Annotated in this window: 20 protein-coding genes and 1 pseudogene; 6 read left to right on the top strand and 15 right to left on the bottom strand. The window is 51.8% G+C overall.

From position 1 onward, the window contains the following. Positions 1-2: 2 nt before the first annotated feature. From umuD to LC431_RS07085, 8 genes are all read right to left on the bottom strand, one after another. Positions 3-422 (bottom strand): translesion error-prone DNA polymerase V autoproteolytic subunit, encoded by a 420-nt coding sequence (gene umuD / locus LC431_RS07050; protein WP_013578148.1) that lies wholly within the window; start codon positions 420-422, stop codon positions 3-5. Positions 423-669: 247 nt separating this feature from the next. Further along, a complete protein-coding gene (locus tag LC431_RS07055) occupies positions 670-1,683 on the bottom strand; it encodes a S9 family peptidase (RefSeq protein WP_013578149.1) in 1,014 nt (337 codons plus the stop codon). 199 nt (positions 1,684-1,882) lie between these two features. After that, on the bottom strand, positions 1,883-2,722 hold the full coding sequence (locus tag LC431_RS07060; RefSeq protein WP_131637483.1) for a VOC family protein: 840 nt from the start codon (positions 2,720-2,722) through the stop codon (positions 1,883-1,885). 33 nt (positions 2,723-2,755) lie between these two features. Then, a complete protein-coding gene (locus LC431_RS07065) occupies positions 2,756-3,475 on the bottom strand; it encodes an ABC transporter ATP-binding protein (protein WP_013578151.1) in 720 nt (239 codons plus the stop codon). Beyond that, positions 3,472-4,251: an ABC transporter ATP-binding protein gene (locus LC431_RS07070; RefSeq protein WP_014416680.1), complete on the bottom strand. Its 780-nt coding sequence runs from the start codon at positions 4,249-4,251 to the stop codon at positions 3,472-3,474. The genes LC431_RS07065 and LC431_RS07070 overlap by 4 nt, the downstream gene beginning before the upstream one ends. After that, on the bottom strand, positions 4,248-5,135 hold the full coding sequence (locus LC431_RS07075) for a branched-chain amino acid ABC transporter permease (RefSeq protein WP_037032835.1): 888 nt from the start codon (positions 5,133-5,135) through the stop codon (positions 4,248-4,250). The genes LC431_RS07070 and LC431_RS07075 overlap by 4 nt, the downstream gene beginning before the upstream one ends. After that, complete coding sequence (locus LC431_RS07080; protein WP_013578154.1) at positions 5,128-6,021, bottom strand: branched-chain amino acid ABC transporter permease; 894 nt, start codon at positions 6,019-6,021, stop codon at positions 5,128-5,130. The genes LC431_RS07075 and LC431_RS07080 overlap by 8 nt, the downstream gene beginning before the upstream one ends. A gap of 48 nt (positions 6,022-6,069) precedes the next feature. Next, complete coding sequence (locus tag LC431_RS07085) at positions 6,070-7,197, bottom strand: ABC transporter substrate-binding protein (RefSeq protein ID WP_223509549.1); 1,128 nt, start codon at positions 7,195-7,197, stop codon at positions 6,070-6,072. Between the two features lie 534 nt (positions 7,198-7,731). On the opposite strand from LC431_RS07085, the gene LC431_RS07090 reads away from it, so the two are divergent. The 3 genes from LC431_RS07090 to LC431_RS07100 all read left to right on the top strand — a co-directional run bounded on the left by LC431_RS07090 (position 7,732) and on the right by LC431_RS07100 (position 10,539). Beyond that, on the top strand, positions 7,732-8,433 hold the full coding sequence (locus LC431_RS07090) for a GntR family transcriptional regulator (RefSeq protein WP_112197338.1): 702 nt from the start codon (positions 7,732-7,734) through the stop codon (positions 8,431-8,433). Positions 8,434-8,554: 121 nt separating this feature from the next. Continuing rightward, entirely contained in the window at positions 8,555-9,733 is a 1,179-nt protein-coding gene (locus LC431_RS07095; protein ID WP_223509550.1) for a M20 aminoacylase family protein, read from the top strand. Positions 9,734-9,735: 2 nt separating this feature from the next. Next, positions 9,736-10,539 carry a pyrroline-5-carboxylate reductase gene (locus LC431_RS07100; protein WP_014416682.1) on the top strand — a complete coding sequence of 268 codons (804 nt, stop codon included), beginning with the start codon at positions 9,736-9,738 and terminating at the stop codon, positions 10,537-10,539. A 130-nt stretch (positions 10,540-10,669) separates the two neighbouring features. Here the strand turns inward: LC431_RS07100 and LC431_RS07105 are convergent, their stop codons facing one another. The 6 genes from LC431_RS07105 to LC431_RS07130 form a co-directional block, all read right to left on the bottom strand. Continuing rightward, complete coding sequence (locus LC431_RS07105) at positions 10,670-11,776, bottom strand: ABC transporter permease (protein WP_013578159.1); 1,107 nt, start codon at positions 11,774-11,776, stop codon at positions 10,670-10,672. Positions 11,777-11,785: 9 nt separating this feature from the next. After that, positions 11,786-12,922 (bottom strand): ABC transporter permease, encoded by a 1,137-nt coding sequence (locus LC431_RS07110; RefSeq protein WP_121019901.1) that lies wholly within the window; start codon positions 12,920-12,922, stop codon positions 11,786-11,788. Continuing rightward, positions 12,915-14,660, bottom strand: coding sequence for an ATP-binding cassette domain-containing protein (locus tag LC431_RS07115; RefSeq protein WP_121019902.1), 1,746 nt, complete (start codon positions 14,658-14,660; stop codon positions 12,915-12,917). The genes LC431_RS07110 and LC431_RS07115 overlap by 8 nt, the downstream gene beginning before the upstream one ends. Then, the gene (hlyD, locus tag LC431_RS07120; RefSeq protein ID WP_013578162.1) at positions 14,647-15,651 is read right to left on the bottom strand and encodes a secretion protein HlyD; all 1,005 of its coding nucleotides are present in this window, start codon (positions 15,649-15,651) and stop codon (positions 14,647-14,649) included. Before hlyD ends, LC431_RS07115 begins: the two co-directional genes overlap by 14 nt. Before the next feature lie 13 nt (positions 15,652-15,664). Then, complete coding sequence (gene cecR / locus LC431_RS07125) at positions 15,665-16,336, bottom strand: transcriptional regulator CecR (protein WP_013578163.1); 672 nt, start codon at positions 16,334-16,336, stop codon at positions 15,665-15,667. 180 nt (positions 16,337-16,516) lie between these two features. Next, entirely contained in the window at positions 16,517-16,771 is a 255-nt protein-coding gene (locus LC431_RS07130) for a hypothetical protein (protein WP_223509551.1), read from the bottom strand. An 89-nt stretch (positions 16,772-16,860) separates the two neighbouring features. Between LC431_RS07130 and LC431_RS07135 the strand changes: the two genes are divergently transcribed. The 3 genes and pseudogenes from LC431_RS07135 to LC431_RS07145 all read left to right on the top strand — a co-directional run bounded on the left by LC431_RS07135 (position 16,861) and on the right by LC431_RS07145 (position 20,528). Further along, positions 16,861-18,021, top strand: a complete 1,161-nt coding sequence (locus LC431_RS07135; RefSeq protein ID WP_013578164.1) for an iron-containing alcohol dehydrogenase — start codon at positions 16,861-16,863, stop codon at positions 18,019-18,021. 142 nt (positions 18,022-18,163) lie between these two features. Then, positions 18,164-18,601, top strand: a pseudogene (locus LC431_RS07140) (IS5 family transposase); the annotation flags it as partial. Between the two features lie 304 nt (positions 18,602-18,905). After that, positions 18,906-20,528, top strand: a complete 1,623-nt coding sequence (locus LC431_RS07145; protein ID WP_370633756.1) for a mechanosensitive ion channel family protein — start codon at positions 18,906-18,908, stop codon at positions 20,526-20,528. Between the two features lie 46 nt (positions 20,529-20,574). On the opposite strand, the gene LC431_RS07150 is transcribed toward LC431_RS07145, so the two are convergent. After that, positions 20,575-21,021: an ester cyclase gene (locus tag LC431_RS07150; protein WP_112151407.1), complete on the bottom strand. Its 447-nt coding sequence runs from the start codon at positions 21,019-21,021 to the stop codon at positions 20,575-20,577. Positions 21,022-21,076: the final 55 nt, after the last annotated feature.

Genomic DNA, 21,076 nt, shown 5'->3' on the forward strand with positions numbered 1-21,076 from the left:
AATTATTTATGCGCCTTAATACTAAAAATGACCACTCCGAATATTTCTAATTCTTCTGCATTTTGAAATGAAATCGAAGAATAATCATCGTTGTGAGGTACTAGCTGTAGATAAGGATGAGTACGAAGTTCTTTCACGGTGAATTCACCTGAAACAGCAGCAATAACAATATCGCCATGTACGGCTGAAAGCGAGCGATCCACCACTAAAAGATCCCCATCACTGATGCCGGCGCCATGCATAGACTCCCCGCTAACTTTTATGAAGTAAGTGGCACTCGGATGTCTTATCAGCAATTTGTTGAGATCCAGTCTGTCCTCAACATAGTCCTGCGCTGGGCTCGGAAAGCCACAGGGCACTTTCTCAGAGAAGAGAGGAAGCATGACTGGTTGAGAAGCCTCAGTTGGTCGAATGAGCTGCATGATGTTGATCCCGATATACTGTGTTTATATACAGTATTGCTGAATGCAGCTAAGGATCAAGAAACTTGTGAAGCTATTCCTGAAAGTGCTTGAACTGTCTGTTAATTTAGTTTGTGTGGTATCCAATATAGTTTTGTTGCCTGACTTAAACTCAGTTCAGCGAAACCGTAGCACTCTGACGGTAAGTCACCTCGGTTCCCTGCTCTTCGATGAAGAACTGGCTTTCGGCACGTAATAAGAATGCAGTTCAGTCCACACAGTTCTGATTCAGGATCCATGATGAGACAGTCCTGAGCGCCCCGGGCGAATATGAGTATCTCCCTGACAGCAGAAAAAGTCCCTGTTTCCACAAAGGCCACTGAGAAGCAAGCTGATAATCAAACCATTCGCTTCGTAAAAGTCCGTGAGTTGCCCCCGGCAACTGCCTGATACAGCGGGGAGTGCCCGCTGGTAGTGCTTTGGCCCAGACCGCGGCTGTTTCATCAGCGTCTACATTCCGGTCATCCTGGCCCATCAGAATTAATACCGGAGTATGTGTACCGGAAATATCTTTCGTCGCATCAGCCAGGGAATTCCTGCGTTCGAAGTCCTGGCGCGTACATTGGGAGTGGCAGGGGAGAACAGCTGCTTCTTCTGTAAACTGGCGGTCAAAAGCCACGGCTTCATGTTTTTTAGCATCCTGAATATCATTCAGGGAGCGACCTTCGACTTTAAGCCTTTGTCCTGTATAGTATATGCCCTGATTACGCCAGTTTATCGCCGCACCTATCAGCACAACAAACTCAGTTGTTGTCAGTTGGCTCGCCTGCGGTACAACCCAACCTGCCTGCGAGAACCCAAGATAACCTCCGCGACTTTTTTTCAGTTCCGGCTGTTCTCTCAGTTTTTTTAACGCCAAAACCGCCTCCTCTGCGCGATCTGACATTGTCTGTGCCAGCCAGTTACCTGTACTTTTATCCACACCAGGTTTATCCCATGAAAAAACGGCAATTCCCTGTGAGACAAGGAATTTAACCAATGGAATATATCCACCTTCTGACCAGCGGTCCTGAGGTCCGTCTCCATGAACTAAAAGCACAAACGGAGGAGAAACCTTACCTGGAGGCATAATCAACGTCCCCATCAGAACATCGTTATTATGCTTAAAAGATATAGAACGTTGTTGCCCGTACCCTGAAAGATCGAAATCATATAATCGGCTAAGCAAAAAAATAATGAGAACGACAATCATAATTGAAAATGACACAATATATTTAATCATGTATAGCTCTTTATAATTTATAAAATTAAATATCAGCCGACTTTTTTAATACTTTATAGAACAGGATGTCAATGACTTAAAATTCGAAGCTCCTGACAGTAATAATCTTGGTGCTGCTGTGGGCGTTAACTTCCACTTCAGGGATGAACAAATGGAAATTAAGTGAGATTTACCAACAGTAACTGGCGGAGCTTCACCGCTATTTATCCTTAAAGCGCATCGCCAGCCACTGAGCATGCTGCTGCGTCACCAACAGTTGATCATCTTGCTCGCGCCACTGAATATCCCCCTGGCTAAGACAGCGCCTGAGCTGCTCCAGTGATGCTACCTGGAAACAGAGCGCCACCATTTTCGCCGGTGCCTGCGCAGCGACAGGCGGAAGCGCGAATTCCAGACGTGCTTGTTGATGAGTGATAATACGCAGGCAGCAGGTCCCTGAATCAAGCACATAACCACCGTTGGCCTCCGCGCGGGCCTCCACACTGAACAACTGGTGATACAGCGCCAGCGTCTGTTCAGGTTGAGGCGAGGCAATAACGAAGGCAGACAGCGCTTGCACGCCATTAGGATGTACCTGCCAGGCGGGCTGCCAAACGGCCTGCGGCGTTTGATGTTCGCAGAAAAAACTGAAGCCGTATGCCAGGGCGCTGGCGCGGATCCGCGAGATGCAGAACCGGGCCTCAGTCTGGCTGCCGTCCGGCAATATCACCGGGCGTGAGAAGCGGGTCGGCGGTTCGCCATCGAGTTGACATTGCCGGAGGTGCTGCCATACCGCATGCGCATCCCGGGTTTTCCAGACCAGTCCGGCAAGGCCTGGCGCAACGTTCCACAATCCTCGCGAGTCTGTCTGACTGGCAGGCTCATAACCTAAAAGTTCCAGATAGTTATCTGCAAAGACGGCCAGATGGTTACTGGAGCCCATCGAATGGTGCCCCCGTGTACTGAGCTGAAATCCCATCCGCTGGAACAGGCCTTGCGCCTGATCCAGTTCTTCATCGACATTAATCACCGCGTGATCGATAACCGGGGTAATCGGCATGGTGTCTTCCTTCTGTTCTTTTTACTGATCCTGTCAGGCGGCACGACCGCCAAAATAGAGTTCGCGCATACGGGGGTCGTGTAGCAGGTCCTGCGCGCTGCCCTCCATCGCCACTTTCCCCAGCGCCAGAACATAGACCCGGTCGGAAATGTGCAGTGCCTCCATAGCATTCTGCTCGACCATTAAAATGGTCACTTTTTCCTGGCGGCGAATGGTTTGTATGGCGCTAAAAACTTCCGTAAGCATTTTCGGTGACAGCCCGGCCGAAGGTTCATCGAGCAGCAGTACTGCGGGTTCAGGCATCAGAGCCCTTGCCAGCGCGAGGATTTGTCGCTCGCCGCCGGAAAGCGCTGACGCGGGTGATTGCCATTTTTTATGTAACACCGGGTAATTTTCCGCCAGTTGCGCCATTCGCTGCTTACGTTGGCCTGGCGGTAAAAATTGTCCCCCGGTTTGTAGATTTTCTGCCACGGTCAGATTGTTGAAGACGTTGTCCAGTTGTGGGACAAACCCGAGTGAGCATTCACGGATTTTCCGGTGCACCGGAATTTTTGCCGTTTCGCATCCATCGATTTCAACCCGTCCTTCGCGCGGGGAGACAAATCCGGCAATCGATTTCAGCAAGGTGGATTTGCCGCAGCCATTTGGCCCCAGCAGCGTCACGATTTCCGCCTGTTCAACATGCAATGAAATACCGTGCAGAATATCAATCCCCGGGGTATAACCGGCGACCACGTTTTCGAGGGTAATCATACGGCCTCCTGCAATGTTGCGGTGCTTTGCCCTAAATAGGCATCCAGTACTTGCTGGTTCTGCGCCAGTTCATCCGGGCGGCAACTGGCGACAATCTGTCCGCGATCCAGCACGATGCAGCGCTGGCACAGGGTGTTTATAAAATGCATATCGTGTTCAATAACCAAAAGTGAAATACCCTGACGGCTCAGGTTGACCAACGTTTCCACCAGCTCCTGGCGTAATTTCGGGTGCACACCGGCCATAGGCTCATCCAGCATCAGCAGCGTCGGTTTACCCATCAGCGCGCAGGCAATACCCAGTAATTTTTTCTGTCCGCCGGAAAGCGCCGCAGCAGGCAGATCTTTAACTTTGGTTAACAGCAAGGTATCCAGTAATTCGCTGGCGCGGGTCCTGTCTTCCTGCTCGGCTTTACGCCCGGAAGCCAGCCCCAGCAGACCGTTGAATAACCCGTGCTGACGAGTACCTGCAGTCATCACGACTTCCATAACGCTCATCTTTTCCGGCATGACGGGGAGCTGGAAGGTGCGTGCAATGCCAGCCTGGATGATCCGGTGGCTGGGCTGACGAGTAATGGACTGTCCATCGAATGTAATGCTGCCGCCATCCGGCCGGTTAAACCCGGAAATGGTGTTGAGCAGCGTACTTTTACCGGAACCATTCGGCCCCAGCAGGCCAAGAATCTCCCCCTTTTCCAGCGTAAATGATACGGATGTCAGTACCTGGTTGCCGCCAAAGGATTTGCTGATATCAGCCACTTCAAGCAAACGGCTCATGAGAAAGTCCTTAATTTTTCCGGTAACAGACCACCTGGTCGTGTGAGCAGACACAGTAATAAAGCCAGACCCACCAACCCCAGGCGTAGAGCGCCAGTCAGGTCTGAACTGATGTGGAAATAGTCTTTTGCAAAGGGGATAAAGTTATACAGCCCTTCCACCAGCAACACGCCCAGCAACACGCCGCGCACATTGCCAATACCACCGATCATCACCATGCTCCAGATAAGAAAGGTTTCCGACGAAAGCAGGTAATCCGGGCTGACATAATCGGTGTACCAGGCCAGTAACATACCGGCCAGACAGCACATCACAGCACTGCTCATCAACGCCCGGCATTTCAGCCACGGCAGCGCATAGCCCATGCAGATCGCTAACTGAGGTTGCTCGCGCATCAGGCGCAGCGCCCGCCCAAACCGGCTGGCGCCGATACGCAGGCTGGCGAGCGTGGCGACGATGACGCTGAACAGAATAATGATCGCGAAGATACGCGTATCGGTGACGGTATCACCGGTCGACCAGGGCGAAGACAGGCCGCCAATCCCCTGCGCGCCGCCCGTCAGTGCGTCTTCATTGACGACGGCAATGCGGATGATTTCAGCCAGCGCCAACGTGGCAATGCCCCAGTAGTCCGCCGTTAGCTGACGCCCCAGCAACGCCATCAGCGCGCTGATAACAATGGCACACAGTAACCCGGCCGGGATCACCACCCACAGCGGCAACCCAAAATTGTTTCCCAGACCGACGGCATAAGCGCCGGTTCCGACAAACACAATGTGACCGAAATTCAGCAAACCGGCGTAACCTGCCTGTAAATTCAGGGCAAGCGCGATAATGGCATAGATCCCGGCAAGGCAAAGGATATGCAGTAAAAACTCAGACACGGCGGACCTCCCGGTTAAACAGGCCATAAGGACGCAGTAACAGCGCCAGCAGCAGAATGACAAACGATGAGGCGTTCACCCAGGTCACCGGGATAAACAATAAGTCGCCGCCGAACAGCCAGCTCCAGTCGATGTTGGTCACGAGGGTTTCGGTTGCAGCGATAAGAAGTGCACCAAAAATGGCGCCCATTGGATTTCCCAGCCCGCCGAGAATGGCGGCAGCGAGCACCGGCAACATCAGATCATTGCCCTGGTTGACCCATGCGCTGGCATTCATCGCCAGCATACTGCCTCCCACAGCGGCCAGCATTCCAGCCAACAGGTTGACGGTGTGGATAATTGCGCTGGCATTTAACCCGGAGGCTGCTGCCAGATCCCGGTTACTTGCCAGCGCACGGATAGCGCGACCTTGCGGCGTACGAAACAGCAACAGGCTGAACACCACCACCAGCGAAATCGTGACGCCAAGACCCCAGAGTTCGTCAGAGGAGATTCGGGTGTCCCCAACCTGCAAGAGCGCACCCACAGGCAGGGAATAATTCACCGGGGCCGACCCCTCAACCCCGAGAACCAGTGCGATCAGCACCATCGATACCGCAAGCGATCCGATCATGGCGTTAGCGGTACCGCTTTTCAGCAGTGGCTGATAAACCCAGTGATGCAAAATCATGGACAGCATGCCGCAGACCAATGCAGAAAACACGATTGCCAGAGCCAACGGCATGCCAAGACGAAGCCCGGCGGCGGTGATAAATGAACCGACCATGGCATATTGCATATGAGCGATGTTGGCGAACCGTACCAGCCCGTAAACCAGGCTTAATCCCAGCGCGACCAGCGACAAATCCGCAGTGCGAATCAATGTATCAATCAAAAACTGCAGCATGGTTTTTCCCCGATGATGTAGCGTGAACTGGCAAGATAAAGCGGCTCGTTACCGGGGAACCGGTACGCCATTAAACGCTTTCACTTTCAGGTAGGGCTGAGACATACGCTGGTTATCGGCATCCAGATTTAATGTACCGGTAATGCCGGTAAAGCCAGGCGCAACGGTTTTCATTGCCGCGATCATGGCTGCCGGATCGGCACTGTGCGCTTTGTCGATAGCTGCCGCCGCCAGCATTACGCTATCCCAGGCATAGCTACCGTACACAGAGCGAGGTTTCTCATGGAATTTTTTCTGGTACAGCTCAGCATAATTTACGCCGTGACCACCCGACGTTTTCTGGTCAATACCTGCGACTTCCATACCAACCTGCCCGTTGGTGTACTGCGCCGGGGAACCTTCAACGGCCATGGTTAAATACATGCCATACCAGGGCGTTTTATTCAGACCCAGCTCCCAGGCCTCACGGTTCAGCACAATGGCATCCTGGCCGTAGCTGGTGTAAACGTAGGCTTGCGGATGAGCGCGAGAAATTTGTTCCAGCTCGCGGCGATAAGAAGGCTGACCGCTGGCATAGAGCACTTTGGCGACCACTTTGCCCCCGGCTTTTTCAAACGCGTTGGTGAACTGCTTCGCCATACCCTGACCGTAAGCACCATCCGGGGCGATAAAGGCCACTTTGCTGTAACCGAGCTGGCGCACATCTTCTGCCGAGAAGCTTGCGGAAAGAGAATCCAGGCCAATCACGCTCCAGGAGGTAGCGCCGATTTTGCGGATATCGGTGCTGGTACCGGAAATATTGATGTGCAGCAGATTGTTCTTCACCAGATATTGCCCAACCGGAATGGTGACACCAGAGGAAAAACTGCCCATCACTAAAGGGACATGGTTAACCTGAGTTAACTTACGTACGGCATTCAGGCCTGTAACCGGGCTTTCGGCGGAATCTTCCACGATCACATGTAATGGCTGACCATTAACGCCGCCGTGGGCATTAACCTGTTCAACCGCCAGTTCAATACCACGACGCTGATCTTCACCAATGCTGGCGCTGGTGCCGGTTAAGGGCAAAATTGCACCCATGTTCACATCGGCCTGCGCCGTGCGCGCCAGACCAAACAACGTCATACCTGCCAGTGTTGACAGCATCATGCCTTGCCCGAAACGATTTTTCATGTTGGTTCTCCGGTTTGCTGTTGCCGGCTTCTGAGGCCGGTGTTTTGTCGCCTGCGCAAATGTGCACAAGCCTGCCTGGTAATGCCGAAAAAGAGCGCACTAAAGTGAATATATAAGTGCATACACTTGTGTATTAAGCAAAGACGATGCCAGATAACAGGACGTTCCCGGTATCAAGTGCTTATTTCAGGTTAAACGAATGCAAATTCATGAATAAATACAATGGAATCGAAAATATCTAAAAAACTTTCGTTTTCATTTTTATCATGGCCAATAAAAATATCTGTGTGCATAAGTGAATACACTTTGAATCATTTTAGTGCAATACTGCCGTAAAATGGTGCGGGGAAAATCCATAAGAATAAATAAGATGAAAAATGCTTATAAATGAGTAATTTTTTAATTAAAGAAAAGTGTATTCACTTTTGTGTTGAGTTGTTTTTTTTGCTGTGCTATCTATAAAAACATTACGTGAAATAATCTTTGCCGCATTTTTATTTTCGTGCTGAGCATGCGGTAAATTAAGGGGTTAATGTGGTTATCATAAAAAAGAAATCCCGTAGCGCTGACAGTGTGGAAAAGGTCTACGAGAAAGTGAAAGGCATGGCGATTGATTACTACTTTCGTCCCGGCGAACGGGTGAATGAAGTTGAGCTTGCGGCACAACTGGGGGTCTCGCGTACGCCGGTGCGGGAAGCGCTGAACCGTCTGGCAAAAGACGGCTTTATGAATTTTGTACCCAACCGGGGTTTTTACTCCCGTGACCTGACGCCGGAAGGTGTCCGCGAACTTTATGAGGTGCGAATGGTTATAGAGCAATCGACCTTTCGTTTCGCCTGCCTGCGGGCAACAGATGAAGAGATCGCTACGACCACGGCTATCTGGGAAGAAGTGAGCCAGCATCGCCCGGCGCAAACTGAACAGGATTGGGCGAAGATTGCGGAAATTGATGAGCGTTTCCACATGGAAATAGCCCGTATTTCCCATAATAGTCGGCTCTATGAAATGCTCGATAGCCTGAATTCGCTGAGCCGCTTTTTCCGGCGTATCGATCTCGAAACGCCCGTGCGCAGGAACAATGCCTATGACGAGCATGTCGAAATTATCGCAGCATTACGCCAGCGGGATATCGAAAAAGGCGTGGTGCTGATTGAGCAACATATTTCATTGAGTGCCGAGCACGCGGTTGAAGTCACAAAAGAAGGGCTTGCCAGGATTTATTTTGGGAAGCCCTGAGCCACTCTTTTCATTAGGTCCAAACCGATAATTTAATCAGCTACCAGAGGGCATTACGCGTTCCGGTAATTCATTCACAGCGTCATGCTGCGGCATTGTGCCGGGAAAATGTAGAGGATATATGCGCTCCATTCCCGAAGAGATTATTCAACAGGCGATTATCTGGCGACGTGAGATCCACACGCGCCCGGAGATTGGCTTACAAGAATTTCATACTTCCGCGAAAATCAGCAGCCTGCTGCGCCAATATGATCTTGAAGTGCATACCGGCATTGCGGGCACTGGCGTGATGGGTGTTCTTCGCAATGGCGAGGGGCCGTCAATAGCCCTTCGCGCTGATATTGATGCATTACCCATCCAGGAAAACAACGCTGTTGCATGGTGCTCTTCCTCGCCAGGCATGATGCACGCCTGTGGACATGACGGGCATACCGCCATTTTACTGGGGGCGGCGCGCTATCTCAGCCAGACCAGAGCGTTCAACGGGACGGTGTACTTTATTTTTCAGCCTGCGGAAGAGAATGCCGGCGGCGGGCGTTTAATGGTGGAAGAAGGGATCTTTACGCGCTTTCCCGTTTCTGCGGTTTATGCGCTGCACAACTGGCCGGGGCTGCCGGTGGGGCAAGTGGCCGTTAGCACAGGCCCAATGATGGCTTCTCAGGACAATTTTTTTATCACGCTGACTGGCGTGGGATGCCATGCGGCGATGCCGGAAAAAGGGGCCGATCCGGTGCTGGCCGGTGCACACCTGATTACCGCGTTGCAAACGATCATGACGCGCCGACTCTCTCCGCTGGACAGCGCCGTGATCAGCGTGACGCAACTCCAGGCCGGGGAAGCAATAAATGTCGTCCCGCAGACAATGCAATTGTCCGGCACGCTGCGTTGCCTGAGCCAGACGGCCAGAGCGCGCTGCCAGATTCTGATGGCGGAGTATGTCGAACAGCTCGTCCGGCCATTTGGCGTCAGTGGCAGCATTCGCTGGGAATACGGTTACCCGGTAACCGTCAACCATGCGCAACAGGCAAAAATTCTGGCGGATGCCGCACGCCACGTCCAGGGGATCACGCAGGTCCACACACAGTTATCACCCTCAATGGCGGCAGAAGATTTCGCCTATTTTCTGGAAGCCTGTCCGGGCGCTTATTTGTGGCTGGGGGCCGATGGCCCAACGCCGGGCGCGGCATTACATAACCCGCATTATGATTTTAATGACCAACTTATCGCACCTGGCATCGGTCTTTGGGTATCGCTGGTGGAGAGGTCATTGGGTCCTGTTTCTGTTACTTCTGAGGATTAACTATGAGCCATATCCACTTTATTGGTGCTGGTCAAATGACCGAAGCGATTCTGCGCGCCGCCTTAAAACGCGGCGCATTAAACCCGGACGAGGTCAGCTTATCGGATATTGATCCAGAGCGAATTGAAACGCTGAAAGCGCGCTATGAGTTGAGCAATACACAAGATTTGCCAAACGCGCTGGCCGCAGCGGATCACATCGTGATTGGGGTACGTCCGCAGGATAATATTGCTGATGTCGCACAACTGATTAAGCAGTATGCCGCGCCACAGACGTCGGTCATTTCTATTATTGCTGGCGTAACGCTGACCCAGTTGTCTTTGATGCTGGGCGAGTCACGCCCGATTACGCGTATCATCCCGAATACGCTGACGGATACCGGGCTGGGCTACAGCGGCGTGGCGTTTAATGCTTATGTTAACAGCGCGTCCGTAATGCCGTTTCTGGAAAGTTTCGGCAAGGTGATGGTGCTGGAAGAACGGTTGATTGACGTCTTCACCGGTTTTGCTGTCGCTGGTGTCAACTATGTCTATTATTTTGTCGAAGCGCTGGCGGACGCCGGTGTCCTTGCCGGATTAACCCGGACTCAGTCAACGCAAGTGGTGTGGGAAAACCTGGTGGGCGCGGTTGAAATGCTTAAGTTATCCGGGCGCCATCCGCGCCAGTTGATGGATATTAATAACTCTCCGGCAGGGGTTGGCATTAATGGTTTATATGAGTTGAATAAAATTAATTTCGCCGCTGGTCTGCAAAGCAGCGTTCTGGCTGCGGTGCGTCGTACAACGGAGCTTTCTGGTCAAAAATAACACTATTTTTTAACAAGGGTGGTCTATGACAGCAATTTCAACGTGTGGCTGCCATGCTGAAGGATGTAGCTCATCTGCGTAAAGCCATTAATGTGCGTGACAACCCCTGGCGAAGAATTTGATTGACAGATCAGGCCACTTTGCGGCGAAACATCCAGTACGCCGCTGAGCCTGTTATCGCTGCAATCACCAGTAGCGGCCACAGGCTTCCCCATACAATGTCCAGACTCGCATCTTTCAGGTAAATTTGTTTTGTGATGTCCGTGAAGTGCCGGATAGGATTTATCCACGTCAGATTTTGCAACCACACGGGCATGTTCTCTACCGGTGAGACATAGCCGGAAAGCAGAATCGCCGGCATCATAAAGACAAATACGCCAATAAATGCCTGCTGCTGCGTCGAACTAAGTGCAGAAATCAGCAGCCCGAATCCCACCAGCGAAAGCCCGTAAATCAACATGGTGAAGTAGAACAGTAAGACCGAACCAGAGAAGGGGATTTGATAGCCCCATATTCCCACACCGAGCACAATAGTGGCCTGCGCAATGGCGACAATCTGCGCGGGTACGGCTTTACCAACAAATATCTGCCAGGTGGCAAGCGGCGACACCAGGAGCTGGTCGAGCGTGCCTTGTTCACGTTCACGAGCAACGGACAGTGAAGTCACAATCATTACGCCGATGGTCGTTATCATGGCGATAAGCGACGGCACCACAAACCATTTGTAGTTCAGGTTTGGGTTATACCAATTGCGTATTACCAGCTCACTGTTATTCGACTTCGGTTGACCAGTCATGAGTTCTAGTTGGTAGTTTTTCACGATTTGCTGCAGGTAATTGGCGGCAATCTGCGCACTGTTCGAGTTACGACCGTCAAGAATAATTTGCAGTTTAGCTGGCTGATTGCTTGCCAAATTTCGCGAGAAATCCGCAGGGAAGTGGATCAGCAGCAGCGCTTTTTGTTTATCGAGGGTTGGCTGGATTTCCTGCGGGCTTTTTAACAGCAGCAGATGGCTAAAAGCTTTGGCGTGTGCAAAACGTTGCGTCAGTTCCACGGAATGGCTGCCATTGTCTTGGTTGTAAATCGCGATGGTGGCGTTAGTGACCTCAAGCGTGGCGGCAAACGGGAACAGAATCACCTGCAACACCACCGGCAAAATCAAAATGGTACGGGTTTGCGGCTCGCGCAGCAGGGATTGCAGTTCTTTGCGAATTAATGTCCAGAGTCGATGATACATAACTTTCCCTTAATCCAGACGACGTTTGGTCTTCAACGCCGTCAGGCCGATAAACATCACCGCCGAGACAATGAGACACAGTACGTTAACTATCAGCACCGTGGAGATATTTCCCGCGAGAAACAGGGTTTGCAGGGTATTCACGAAGTAGCGCGCCGGTATGATATAAGTCACTGCGCGGATAATCGCTGGCATGCTGTCGATCTGGAAGATAAAGCCCGAGAGCATGATGGAAGGTAAAAATGCAGCGTTCAGCGCCACTTGAGCGGCGTTAAACTGGTTGCGAGTGATAGTCGAAATCAGCAGACCCATACCAAGCGTACTGAGCAAAAACAGACTGGTAATCAAAAATAACAGTAGCAGCGAACCGCGATAGGGTACGCCGAGAATAAATACCGAAACCACCATACACAGTAGCATTGCCAGCATGCCGAGCACATAGTAGGGGAGCAACTTGCACAGCAACAACTCGGTACGCGTTATCTGCGTTGAAAGCAGGGCTTCCATAGTGCCTCGTTCCCACTCACGCGCCACGACCAGCGATGTCAGAATGGCACCGATAACCGTCATAATGATGGTTATCGCCCCCGGAATAATGAAATGCTGACTGATAGCAGCAGGGTTAAACCAGTAACGCAGTTGCACGTCAATCAGTGGCTCGACGCTTTCACCCCGGCTCTTCGCGCGCTGCTGTTGCCATACCTGCCAGATCCCTTCGACATAGCCCTGCACAAAGTTTGCGGTGTTCGGTTCGCTGCCGTCGGTAATCACCTGAACCGGCGCTGTAGCCCCGGCGCGCGCCATGTTCTGCGCAAAGTCTGTAGGGATAACCACTATGCCGCGGATTTTTCCCGCCTGCATGAGCTGAATCAGTTCTTGGCGGTTATCGCTGATGGTCGGCTGAATGTAGGGCGAAGCGCTGATGGTATGAGCGAAACTCAGCGCTTCTTCGCTTTGCTGTTCCAGCAGAATCCCCACGTGCAGGCGGCTTGAATCCAGGTTGATGCCAAAGCCGAAAATAAAAAGCAGCAGCAGGGGGATCACCACAGCAATCAACCAACTGCTCGGGTCACGCGCAATCTGGCGCGTTTCCTTCACGCAGAGGGCGCGTACTCGCCTCCATGAGACTATTTTATGCTCACTCATGCGTGTGCTCCTTATCCCACTTGTTTATCAGCGTGATAAATGCCTGTTCCATGGTTGGGTCGACCTGCTCGTCGTCTGCCGCCTGCTGTTTGAGATCGTCCGGCGTGCCGCTGGCGATAAGCTTGCCACGATATACCAGCCCGATACGGTCGCAATATTCCGCCTCGTCCATAAAGTGTGTGGTGACCATCACGGTTACACCTTTTTCAACCATGTCGTTGATGTGCAACCAGAATTCGCGCCGTGTAATCGGGTCAACGCCAGACGTGGGTTCATCAAGGAACAGAATATCCGGCTCATGCATCAGTGAGCAGGCCAACGCCAGGCGCTGCTTGAAGCCGAGTGGCAGGGAATCTGTCGGGCTGTTAAATATCGGCTGGAGGTTAAACGCTTCACTCATACGGGAAATTTTGTCGTCCTGCGCCTTGCCGTGCAGCCCGTACACACCTGAGAAGAAACGCAGATTTTGTGCAACCGTCAGGTTGCCGTACAACGAAAACTTCTGTGCCATATATCCCAGATGCTGACGGGCCTTACCGGAGCTGGTTTTCAGATCCATATCCAACACCAGCGCCTTGCCAGAGGTAGGCACTAGCAGCCCGCACATCATTTTAAACGTCGTGGATTTACCCGCGCCGTTCGGCCCAAGCAGCCCGAAGATCTCGCCGCGCTGTACGGTAAAATTGACCTGGTCAGTCGCTGTGAAATCACCAAATTTCTTTGTGAGCTGTTTGGCTTCAATCACCGTTTCTTTGGAACTGCCTTCCACCGTATGCAGTATTTTTCCTAGCGGTGATTCCTTCGTGCCGGTGCCTCCCAGCAGTTCGATAAACGCATCTTCAAAACGCGGGACGGTACGCGTTATTTGCTCCAGAGACAGATCCAATGCTTGTGCCAGCTCTTCTATAGTGGCGTCTTTTGCCAGTATCAGACGTACGGAACGCCCCTGGATCACACCGTCGCTCACCTGCGGCAATTTCAGCGCCCGCTGAAGCAGCTTGCGGTTGTTTTCTCCCCCATGACTCACCAGCAGCGAACGCCCGGCCATTTTCTGCGTCAGCTCTTTTGGTGCTCCGTGATACAGCAGCTCGCCTTCGTTCAGCAGTAGCACCTCGCGGCACTGTTCAGCTTCGTCGAGGTACGAAGTACTCCATAGGATCAGCATCCCTTCACCTGCCAGTTCGTGCACCATCTGCCACAGCTCGCGTCGCGAAATGGGGTCTACGCCGACGCCGGGCTCATCAAGCAGCAGAACCTTAGGTTGGCCGACCAGTGTACAGGCGAGGCCTAGCTTCTGCTTCATACCGCCGGAAAGTTTGCCGGCGAGGCGCGAGGTAAAGGGACCGAGGGAAGTAAATTCTAGCAGCCGCGCAAATGTTTTTTTACGTTCCTCGGCCGTCACTCCACGCAGGTCTGCGTACAGAGTGAGATTTTCCATTACCGTCAGATCTTCATACAGCCCGAATTTTTGCGGCATGTACCCTACTACGGCGTGTAGGGCACTGCCATCTTTGATTGGGTCGAGGCCTATGACCTGTGCACTTCCCCCGCTAGGTTTCATCAAGCCTGCCAGCATACGCATTAGCGTGGTTTTCCCTGCGCCGTCAGGCCCCACCAACCCGGTGACTTCCCCCGGGTGGATTTCACATTCAAGGCTTGCTACCGCGGGTTTACCCAGTTCAGGGAAGTTTTTCATCAGCCCCTGCAAGCGGATGATGCCGCTGTCATAGCGGGTCATGCTGGGCACCATTGTTGAAACTTACGGTGACCGGCATACCCTGACGCAGCGAATCGTCGGCATCGGTCACGATAATGCGCAGGCGATAGACCAAATCGGTGCGCAGATCGGGCGTCTCAACCGTTTTAGGGGTGAACTCCGCGGTAGGAGAAACAAAGCCAATTTTGCCGTGATAGGGCTTTTCGGGACGCCCGTCGGTATAAATCTGCACTTCCGTACCCGGCTGTACATTGTAAAGACTCACTTCATTCACATAAGCACGTACCCACACCGGGCGTGTAAGGGAAAGCGTTAATACCGTGCTACCCGCGCTGAGCATGCTCCCTGGTTCAACAGCGCGAGTAAGCAATGTGCCGGCGGATGGGGCGGTAAGCGTGGTGTCCTGTAAATCCAGCTGCGCCTGGGAGAGCTGTGCTTTAGCCTGTTGCAGACTGGCCTGTGCCTGGGCAATCTCTTGTGGGCGGTTACCGTTGTGGTACTGACTGAGCTTATCGCGCGCGGCTTTCAGCGTAGCTTTTGCCTGATCGCTTGATGAACGGGAATTTTCCAGCTCATTTGCAGCAATCATGCGTCTGGCCCACAGCCCTTGTTGGCGCTGGTAAAAATTCTGGGCATAGTCATAGGCAGCCTGCGCCTGATTCACCTGCGCGGCCACCTGGGCAATTTCTTCGTCACGGTAGCCGGCAATAATCAAATCAAATTTCGCTTGTGTCGCTGCAACGTTTGCTTCCGCCTGTTGCAAGGCGTTTTGATACGGGCCTTTGTCCAGTTCCCCGAGCGTTTCCCCAGCCTTGATTGAATCGCCTTCATCGACCTGCAACGTAGCGAGGCGACCACCGACGCGAAAGCTCATGTTCACTGTGCGAATATCCACATTCCCGTAGAGCGTTAATGGCTTTTCCTGCTCGCTTTGATACCACATCCAGCCGCCAAAACAGCTGACCAGCAACGCAATAACAACGAGCACAACCATGGGCTTTTTATTTTTCATGGCACGATCTTCCTTAATTAACAGACAATCCCAGCAGGATGAAATCGACGTGGGTTAACACAACGCTACTGATTTGCTGCCGGTTGGCCTTATCAAAGTTTGTCCAACCGGTGCGTAGTAAAATAGTTTCCCGCCCCAGTCGGAAGGCCAGAATCTGTCCGAGCAAAGCGTGAGTATGCAAAATGGTTTCGGTATCCAGGGGATCACGTCCAGTGTAACGGCCCACAAGGGAAGTCAGGTGGCTGTGCATCGGTGCTATCACACGATCGTGGATGAGCTGATAAGCGGGTGTTGGCGAAAGCTGTTCGCGAGAGATAAATTTGCTGAGATTCAGAGTTTCATCGGAGGTGAGCAGCCTTATCATTTGCTCACATGCCGTATGAATTAGCTGGCGGATTTGCGCTTTGTCTGATGGCGACTGACTCATAACCTCTTCGGCGCACTGCATGTGCTCAAGAAAGTTGTCGTTGATAAAATCAGCAATCCACCCAGCAGAAGCAATATACAGCTCTTCTTTTGAGCCGAAATAATAGGTGATAGCCGCAATATTTTGCCCGGCAAGAGCCGCGATATCACGGGTGGTCGCCTGCAAGCCATATTCACCAAACTGAGCGATGGCAGCTTTAATAAGGCTATTTTTAGCCTGTTCGCCACGAGAAGTTATGGGAGGTTGAGAGGTCGGCATATTGCCTCATAAAAGAGTTAATCAATCGATTGATTAAAAATAGGCCGAAACAAATAGGCTGTCCAGCGATGTGTTTGTATCCTGCGAGGTGGTGCGGACGATTTATTAGACTGTCAGGAAATTGTTCATGTATTCGTACGAAGATCGGAGACAGGCCCCTTCACCGCCGCCGTGTATGGCTCACCCGATTATTTTCGCCGCTTCCCTCTGCCGCAGACGTCGCAAGATTTGCAACAACATTTGTGTATTGGCCGGCGTGAAATCTCCAGCGGTAACCTGAATCGACCAGGTCAACGACCAACCAGACATGCAATGTGAAAAAAGATAATTCTTTTTGTTATAAAAACCCTTACTTTTGTGAGGTTGTTCTCTGTTCTTTACCAGTAATCCCTTACCATTGTCGTGGATATGTTCGGTCCGCGCTTTTGTTCGCATCACCCGCTCCGCGCTTGATGCATTTTGTCTACCGCTCAAAAGCAGTCATGGACACATTAACAATCACATTTATGAACAGGGGAAGCTCAATGTCGACATATTATTTTCTGCCAACACGAAATGTATTTGGCGAAGGCAGTGTTCAGGAAGCCGGTACGCTGGCAAAAACGTTAGATGTAAAAAAAATCATGATTGTCACGGACGCTTTCCTGGCAAAGAGTGGCATGGCGGACAAAGTCGCTAAAATTTATGAAGAAGCCGGTATTGAAGCGCGTATATTTGGTGGCGCGGAACCTAACCCCACAGATAAAAACGTAGAGGCGGGGATTAGTTTTTACCGGGAACATGGCTGCAATGGTATTGTTTCACTCGGTGGCGGTTCCTCCCATGACTGTGCGAAAGGTATTGGATTAGTCGCAGCCAATGGAGGAAATATTCACGACTTTGAGGGTATTGATAAATCCAGCAACGATATGATCCCATTAATGGCAATCAACACCACCGCAGGTACCGCTTCAGAAATTACCCGTTTCTGCATCATCACTGATACAGCACGTAAAGTTAAAATGGCGATTGTTGACTGGCGCGTGACGCCTCAAATCTCGATTAACGACCCGGAACTCATGGTCGGGATGCCACCTTCACTGACCGCCGCGACCGGCATGGATGCGTTAACTCACGCCATCGAAGCGTACGTGTCTACCATGGCGAACCCGCTGACTGATGCCGCCGCGCTGCAAGCGATCAGGATGATCACCCAGTACCTTCCCAAAGCTGTGGCAAACGGCGAATATATGAAGGCAAGGGATAATATGGCCTACGCGCAGTACCTCGCCGGGATTGCCTTTAACAACGCTTCTCTGGGCTATGTCCATGCGATGGCGCATCAGTTGGGCGGGTTCTATAACCTTCCCCATGGGGTATGTAATGCCATTCTGCTGCCTTATGTTGAGTACTTTAACTTGATTGGCAACCTTAATCGCTTCCGCGATATTGCAGAGGCCATGGGGGAAAACGTGGCCGGGCTCTCTACCGATGAGGCTGCGGTTAAAGCCATTAACGCCATCCGCCGCCTGAGCAGGCAGGTTGGCATTCCTCGCGATCTGAAAAGCCTGGGCGTCAAACCTGAAGATTTTGCCATCATGGCCGAGAATGCGAAAAAAGATGTCTGCCAGTTAACGAACCCGCGCAAAGCGACTAAAGAGCAGGTCATTGAACTCTATCGTCAGGCTTATGAAGGCGAAGAGTAACGTTAGATAACTGCGCGACGATGGGCCTGAAAAACCTTCACCGTAAATGAATTAAGGCCTGGCTGCAGGTGACCTGCAGCTAAGCTGTGTCCCTTAATCATCCGGGCTATAGTAACTATCTGTTTTCAAGACATAGTAAACTATGCCTCGCTACGACCTTCCCGGCGAAGCATGGACCATCATCCAGTCCTTGTTGCCTCTTGAGCCTGCTACGCCACGGGGCGGACGGCCATGGGCACAGCACCGCATGATCATCAACGGCATGTTCTGGGTGTTGTGTTCAGGTGCCCTATGGCGCGATTTATCTAAACGATAGGGGCCGTGGAAAACCGTTTATCCGCTTTAACCAATGGTCAAAATCGGCAGTGATTAACCTTATTTTCAACAGGTTGCTTTATGGCCTTGTTGACTGGTCTGCCACAGCGATGGATGGCAGTAATATCCGGGCGCTGAAATGTGCTGCCGGCGCTCAAAAAAACATCCCTATATAACCGGAGATAATGGGCTGGGTCGCTCTCACGGTGGTTTTGGCATCAAAATCCATCGGGTGACAGGCGCAAGCGGTCTCCCGCTAAAGGTTCACAAAAACATGTCCGGTTGCTAGCAAAAATTTCACTTAGTAACTAGCATTTATTCAAGTTTCCCCTCAATGAAAATGCTTATTTTAGGGTCTTTTACTGTGGTTTTTTAAGTCAGTTTCTTTATTCCAACGTGATTATCTCTGAATGATATTATTTTTATGGATTCATTCATCAGGGCACAACAGCCACTGTTCGTTCTGTGTTTAGGCCGGGGATTCCGACGCTGATGCCTTACGAAAAAGCGAAGTATGCCGATCAAACCCGGTTGCAGAAATGACATCAATAACGCAGGGGAGTCTGTAAATGGGTGACAGCAGGTTGAAGGTGATGGCGTTGTTGGCCTGGCTGGCGTTTTTTGCATCCTTTCCTCTGCAGGCGGCTGAACCCCGGCAGATGCCGTCTGATCAGGAAAAAGCCCGCACTGTTTATATTTTTCACCAGCCGGTGGTGATGTTGCAGGCCACGTTCGGCTTGTCCACGCCGGAAGAGCGTGTGCTGCGCATCCGTAATACGCTGCGCTCGCTGAGCAGGGAAGATATAAGCCATCCGGTGCAGATTCTGCCTGTGCAACGTTATGGTCAGCAGGGACGGATATTTGTGATCAACGGTAAGCCGCTGATGCTGCTGGCAGAAAGTGATCTGGATGAAGGCGATGATCTGACGCTCGATCAGGCCGCGCAGCGGGTGCTGGCGCGTTTCAATGCACAGCGTACCTCTCTGACAGAGCAATATTCTTCCTCCTATCTGGCGATCGCGACGCTAAAAGTGGTGGCGGGCACCGCGGTGTTGATCCTGTTGTATTACTCCGCGTTTAAATCCTGGGCCAAAGTGAAAGCGTATTTCACGGCAAAGATTTTGCTGAAAAAGGGTTGGATCCCGTACCGGTGGCGCAGCTTACTGGGTGCGGTTGAAGTGCGTTTATACGCTATGTTGATGATTCTACTCAGTATCGTTGCATTCTATCTGTGGCTGAGCTGGCTGTTCCGTTTATATCCGTGGACACGTATCTGGGGCGAATCGCTGGGCGACTGGTCAGTAAATGTGGTGCAGAAAATCGCATTAGCGATTGTGTCGGCGTTTCCCGGACTGATGATCGTGGCAATCATTTTCCTCATTACGGCGTTTATTCTCAAGCTGCTGAAAGTAATGTTAAAACGGGTTGAAACCCGAAAACTTAAGATACCCGGTCTGCATCCTGAAACGGTGGGCGCGACGCGAAAACTGATTTCCGTGATGGTCTGGCTGTTTGCGCTGTCGGCGGCGTATCCGTTTTTGCCAGGGGCAAATTCACTGGCCTTCAAAGGTGTCAGCGTATTCTTTGGTCTGATGCTGACGCTGGGTTCTGCAGGCGTGATGAATCATGCGATGAGCGGACTGGTGCTGATTTATTCCCGGGCACTGCGTAAAGGCGATGTGATCCGCATCGGCGATAACGAAGGGCTGGTGAGTGAAATCGGCATGCTGGCGACTAAAATTATCACCCGCGAAAGTTACGTTGTCACGGTGCCGAATGCTGTGGTGGTTAGCGGCAAAATCACCAATCTCAGCGCACAAAACCCGGGAGGTGGCGTTAATCTGACGACCAGCGTCACCATCGGTTATGACACGCCGTGGCGGCAGGTTCATGCCATGCTGGAACTGGCCGCCAGTCGCACGCGAGGTATTGATCTTCAGCAGAAGCCGCTGGTGCGCCAGCTCAGCCTGATGGACTGGTACATCGCTTATGAACTGCAGGTGCATCTCCAGCCGGGCGAATCTCTTGCCACAGTGAGAAGCGAATTGCACAGTCACATTCAGGACGTATTCAACGAATTTAATGTGCAGATCATGTCGCCGAATTTTGTGAATCAGCCGGAAACGGCGGTCATGGTAACTCAGGATAACTGGTTCGCCGCACCCGCCTCACCGCCAGACAATCCGAAATGAAATCTATCAGACGGGTCAGCGCTTGCCTTTAATTGTTGTCCGGTTGTTAACCCTGCGGCGGGAACTGACCGAGTTGCATGAACGCGCCAAACCAGTCTTCCAGATGCCAGGTGGTGGTGACGCGTTCGCCATTCAGCTCATGAAATTCATGCAGCCGGATGCTGACAAATTTGCCGGTCGGTTCGATGCCCATAAAGTTGCCGTGATGGGTACCGGTAATTTCTGCGCGCACGGCAATCTTCCCCGGGGTCTGAAGAAGGTCGTGGATGGTGATCTTCACATCCGGAAAAGCCTCAATGAACCCCCGGATGATCGGTTTCAACCCTTCGGGGCCGGATGCCTGACCTGGCGCGAGGGGAATATCTTTCCAGTCCTGCGTGACTGCCTCATCCATTAAGTCCGGATCATGCAGGCTAAAAGCCTGATAGATTTTTTCAACGGCTTTACGCTCCGCGATAAGACGATTTGCCATCTCGCTATTGTTGTCTGACATCGTTAAATTCCTCTGGCTGATTGCATTTTTATAGGGTTAATGTGGTGCACGCAGC

Source organism: Rahnella sp. GSA61A, from assembly GCF_019969905.1.
Classification (GTDB): Bacteria; Pseudomonadota; Gammaproteobacteria; order Enterobacterales; family Enterobacteriaceae; genus Rahnella; species Rahnella aceris.

Bases quoted from the DNA above. Each gene is read 5' to 3' on its own strand.
- umuD (WP_013578148.1), bottom strand. From the start codon at position 422: ATGCAGCTCATTCGACCAACTGAGGCTTCTCAACCAGTCATGCTTCCT.
- LC431_RS07055 (WP_013578149.1), bottom strand. From the start codon at position 1,683: ATGATTAAATATATTGTGTCATTTTCAATTATGATTGTCGTTCTCATT.
- LC431_RS07060 (WP_131637483.1), bottom strand. From the start codon at position 2,722: ATGCCGATTACCCCGGTTATCGATCACGCGGTGATTAATGTCGATGAA.
- LC431_RS07065 (WP_013578151.1), bottom strand. From the start codon at position 3,475: ATGATTACCCTCGAAAACGTGGTCGCCGGTTATACCCCGGGGATTGAT.
- LC431_RS07070 (WP_014416680.1), bottom strand. From the start codon at position 4,251: ATGAGCCGTTTGCTTGAAGTGGCTGATATCAGCAAATCCTTTGGCGGC.
- LC431_RS07080 (WP_013578154.1), bottom strand. From the start codon at position 6,021: ATGCTGCAGTTTTTGATTGATACATTGATTCGCACTGCGGATTTGTCG.
- LC431_RS07085 (WP_223509549.1), bottom strand. From the start codon at position 7,197: ATGAAAAATCGTTTCGGGCAAGGCATGATGCTGTCAACACTGGCAGGT.
- LC431_RS07095 (WP_223509550.1), top strand. From the start codon at position 8,555: ATGCGCTCCATTCCCGAAGAGATTATTCAACAGGCGATTATCTGGCGA.
- LC431_RS07100 (WP_014416682.1), top strand. From the start codon at position 9,736: ATGAGCCATATCCACTTTATTGGTGCTGGTCAAATGACCGAAGCGATT.
- LC431_RS07105 (WP_013578159.1), bottom strand. From the start codon at position 11,776: ATGTATCATCGACTCTGGACATTAATTCGCAAAGAACTGCAATCCCTG.
- LC431_RS07110 (WP_121019901.1), bottom strand. From the start codon at position 12,922: ATGAGTGAGCATAAAATAGTCTCATGGAGGCGAGTACGCGCCCTCTGC.
- LC431_RS07115 (WP_121019902.1), bottom strand. From the start codon at position 14,660: ATGACCCGCTATGACAGCGGCATCATCCGCTTGCAGGGGCTGATGAAA.
- hlyD (WP_013578162.1), bottom strand. From the start codon at position 15,651: ATGAAAAATAAAAAGCCCATGGTTGTGCTCGTTGTTATTGCGTTGCTG.
- cecR (WP_013578163.1), bottom strand. From the start codon at position 16,336: ATGCCGACCTCTCAACCTCCCATAACTTCTCGTGGCGAACAGGCTAAA.
- LC431_RS07130 (WP_223509551.1), bottom strand. From the start codon at position 16,771: ATGCGAACAAAAGCGCGGACCGAACATATCCACGACAATGGTAAGGGA.
- LC431_RS07135 (WP_013578164.1), top strand. From the start codon at position 16,861: ATGTCGACATATTATTTTCTGCCAACACGAAATGTATTTGGCGAAGGC.
- LC431_RS07145 (WP_370633756.1), top strand. From the start codon at position 18,906: ATGGGTGACAGCAGGTTGAAGGTGATGGCGTTGTTGGCCTGGCTGGCG.
- LC431_RS07150 (WP_112151407.1), bottom strand. From the start codon at position 21,021: ATGTCAGACAACAATAGCGAGATGGCAAATCGTCTTATCGCGGAGCGT.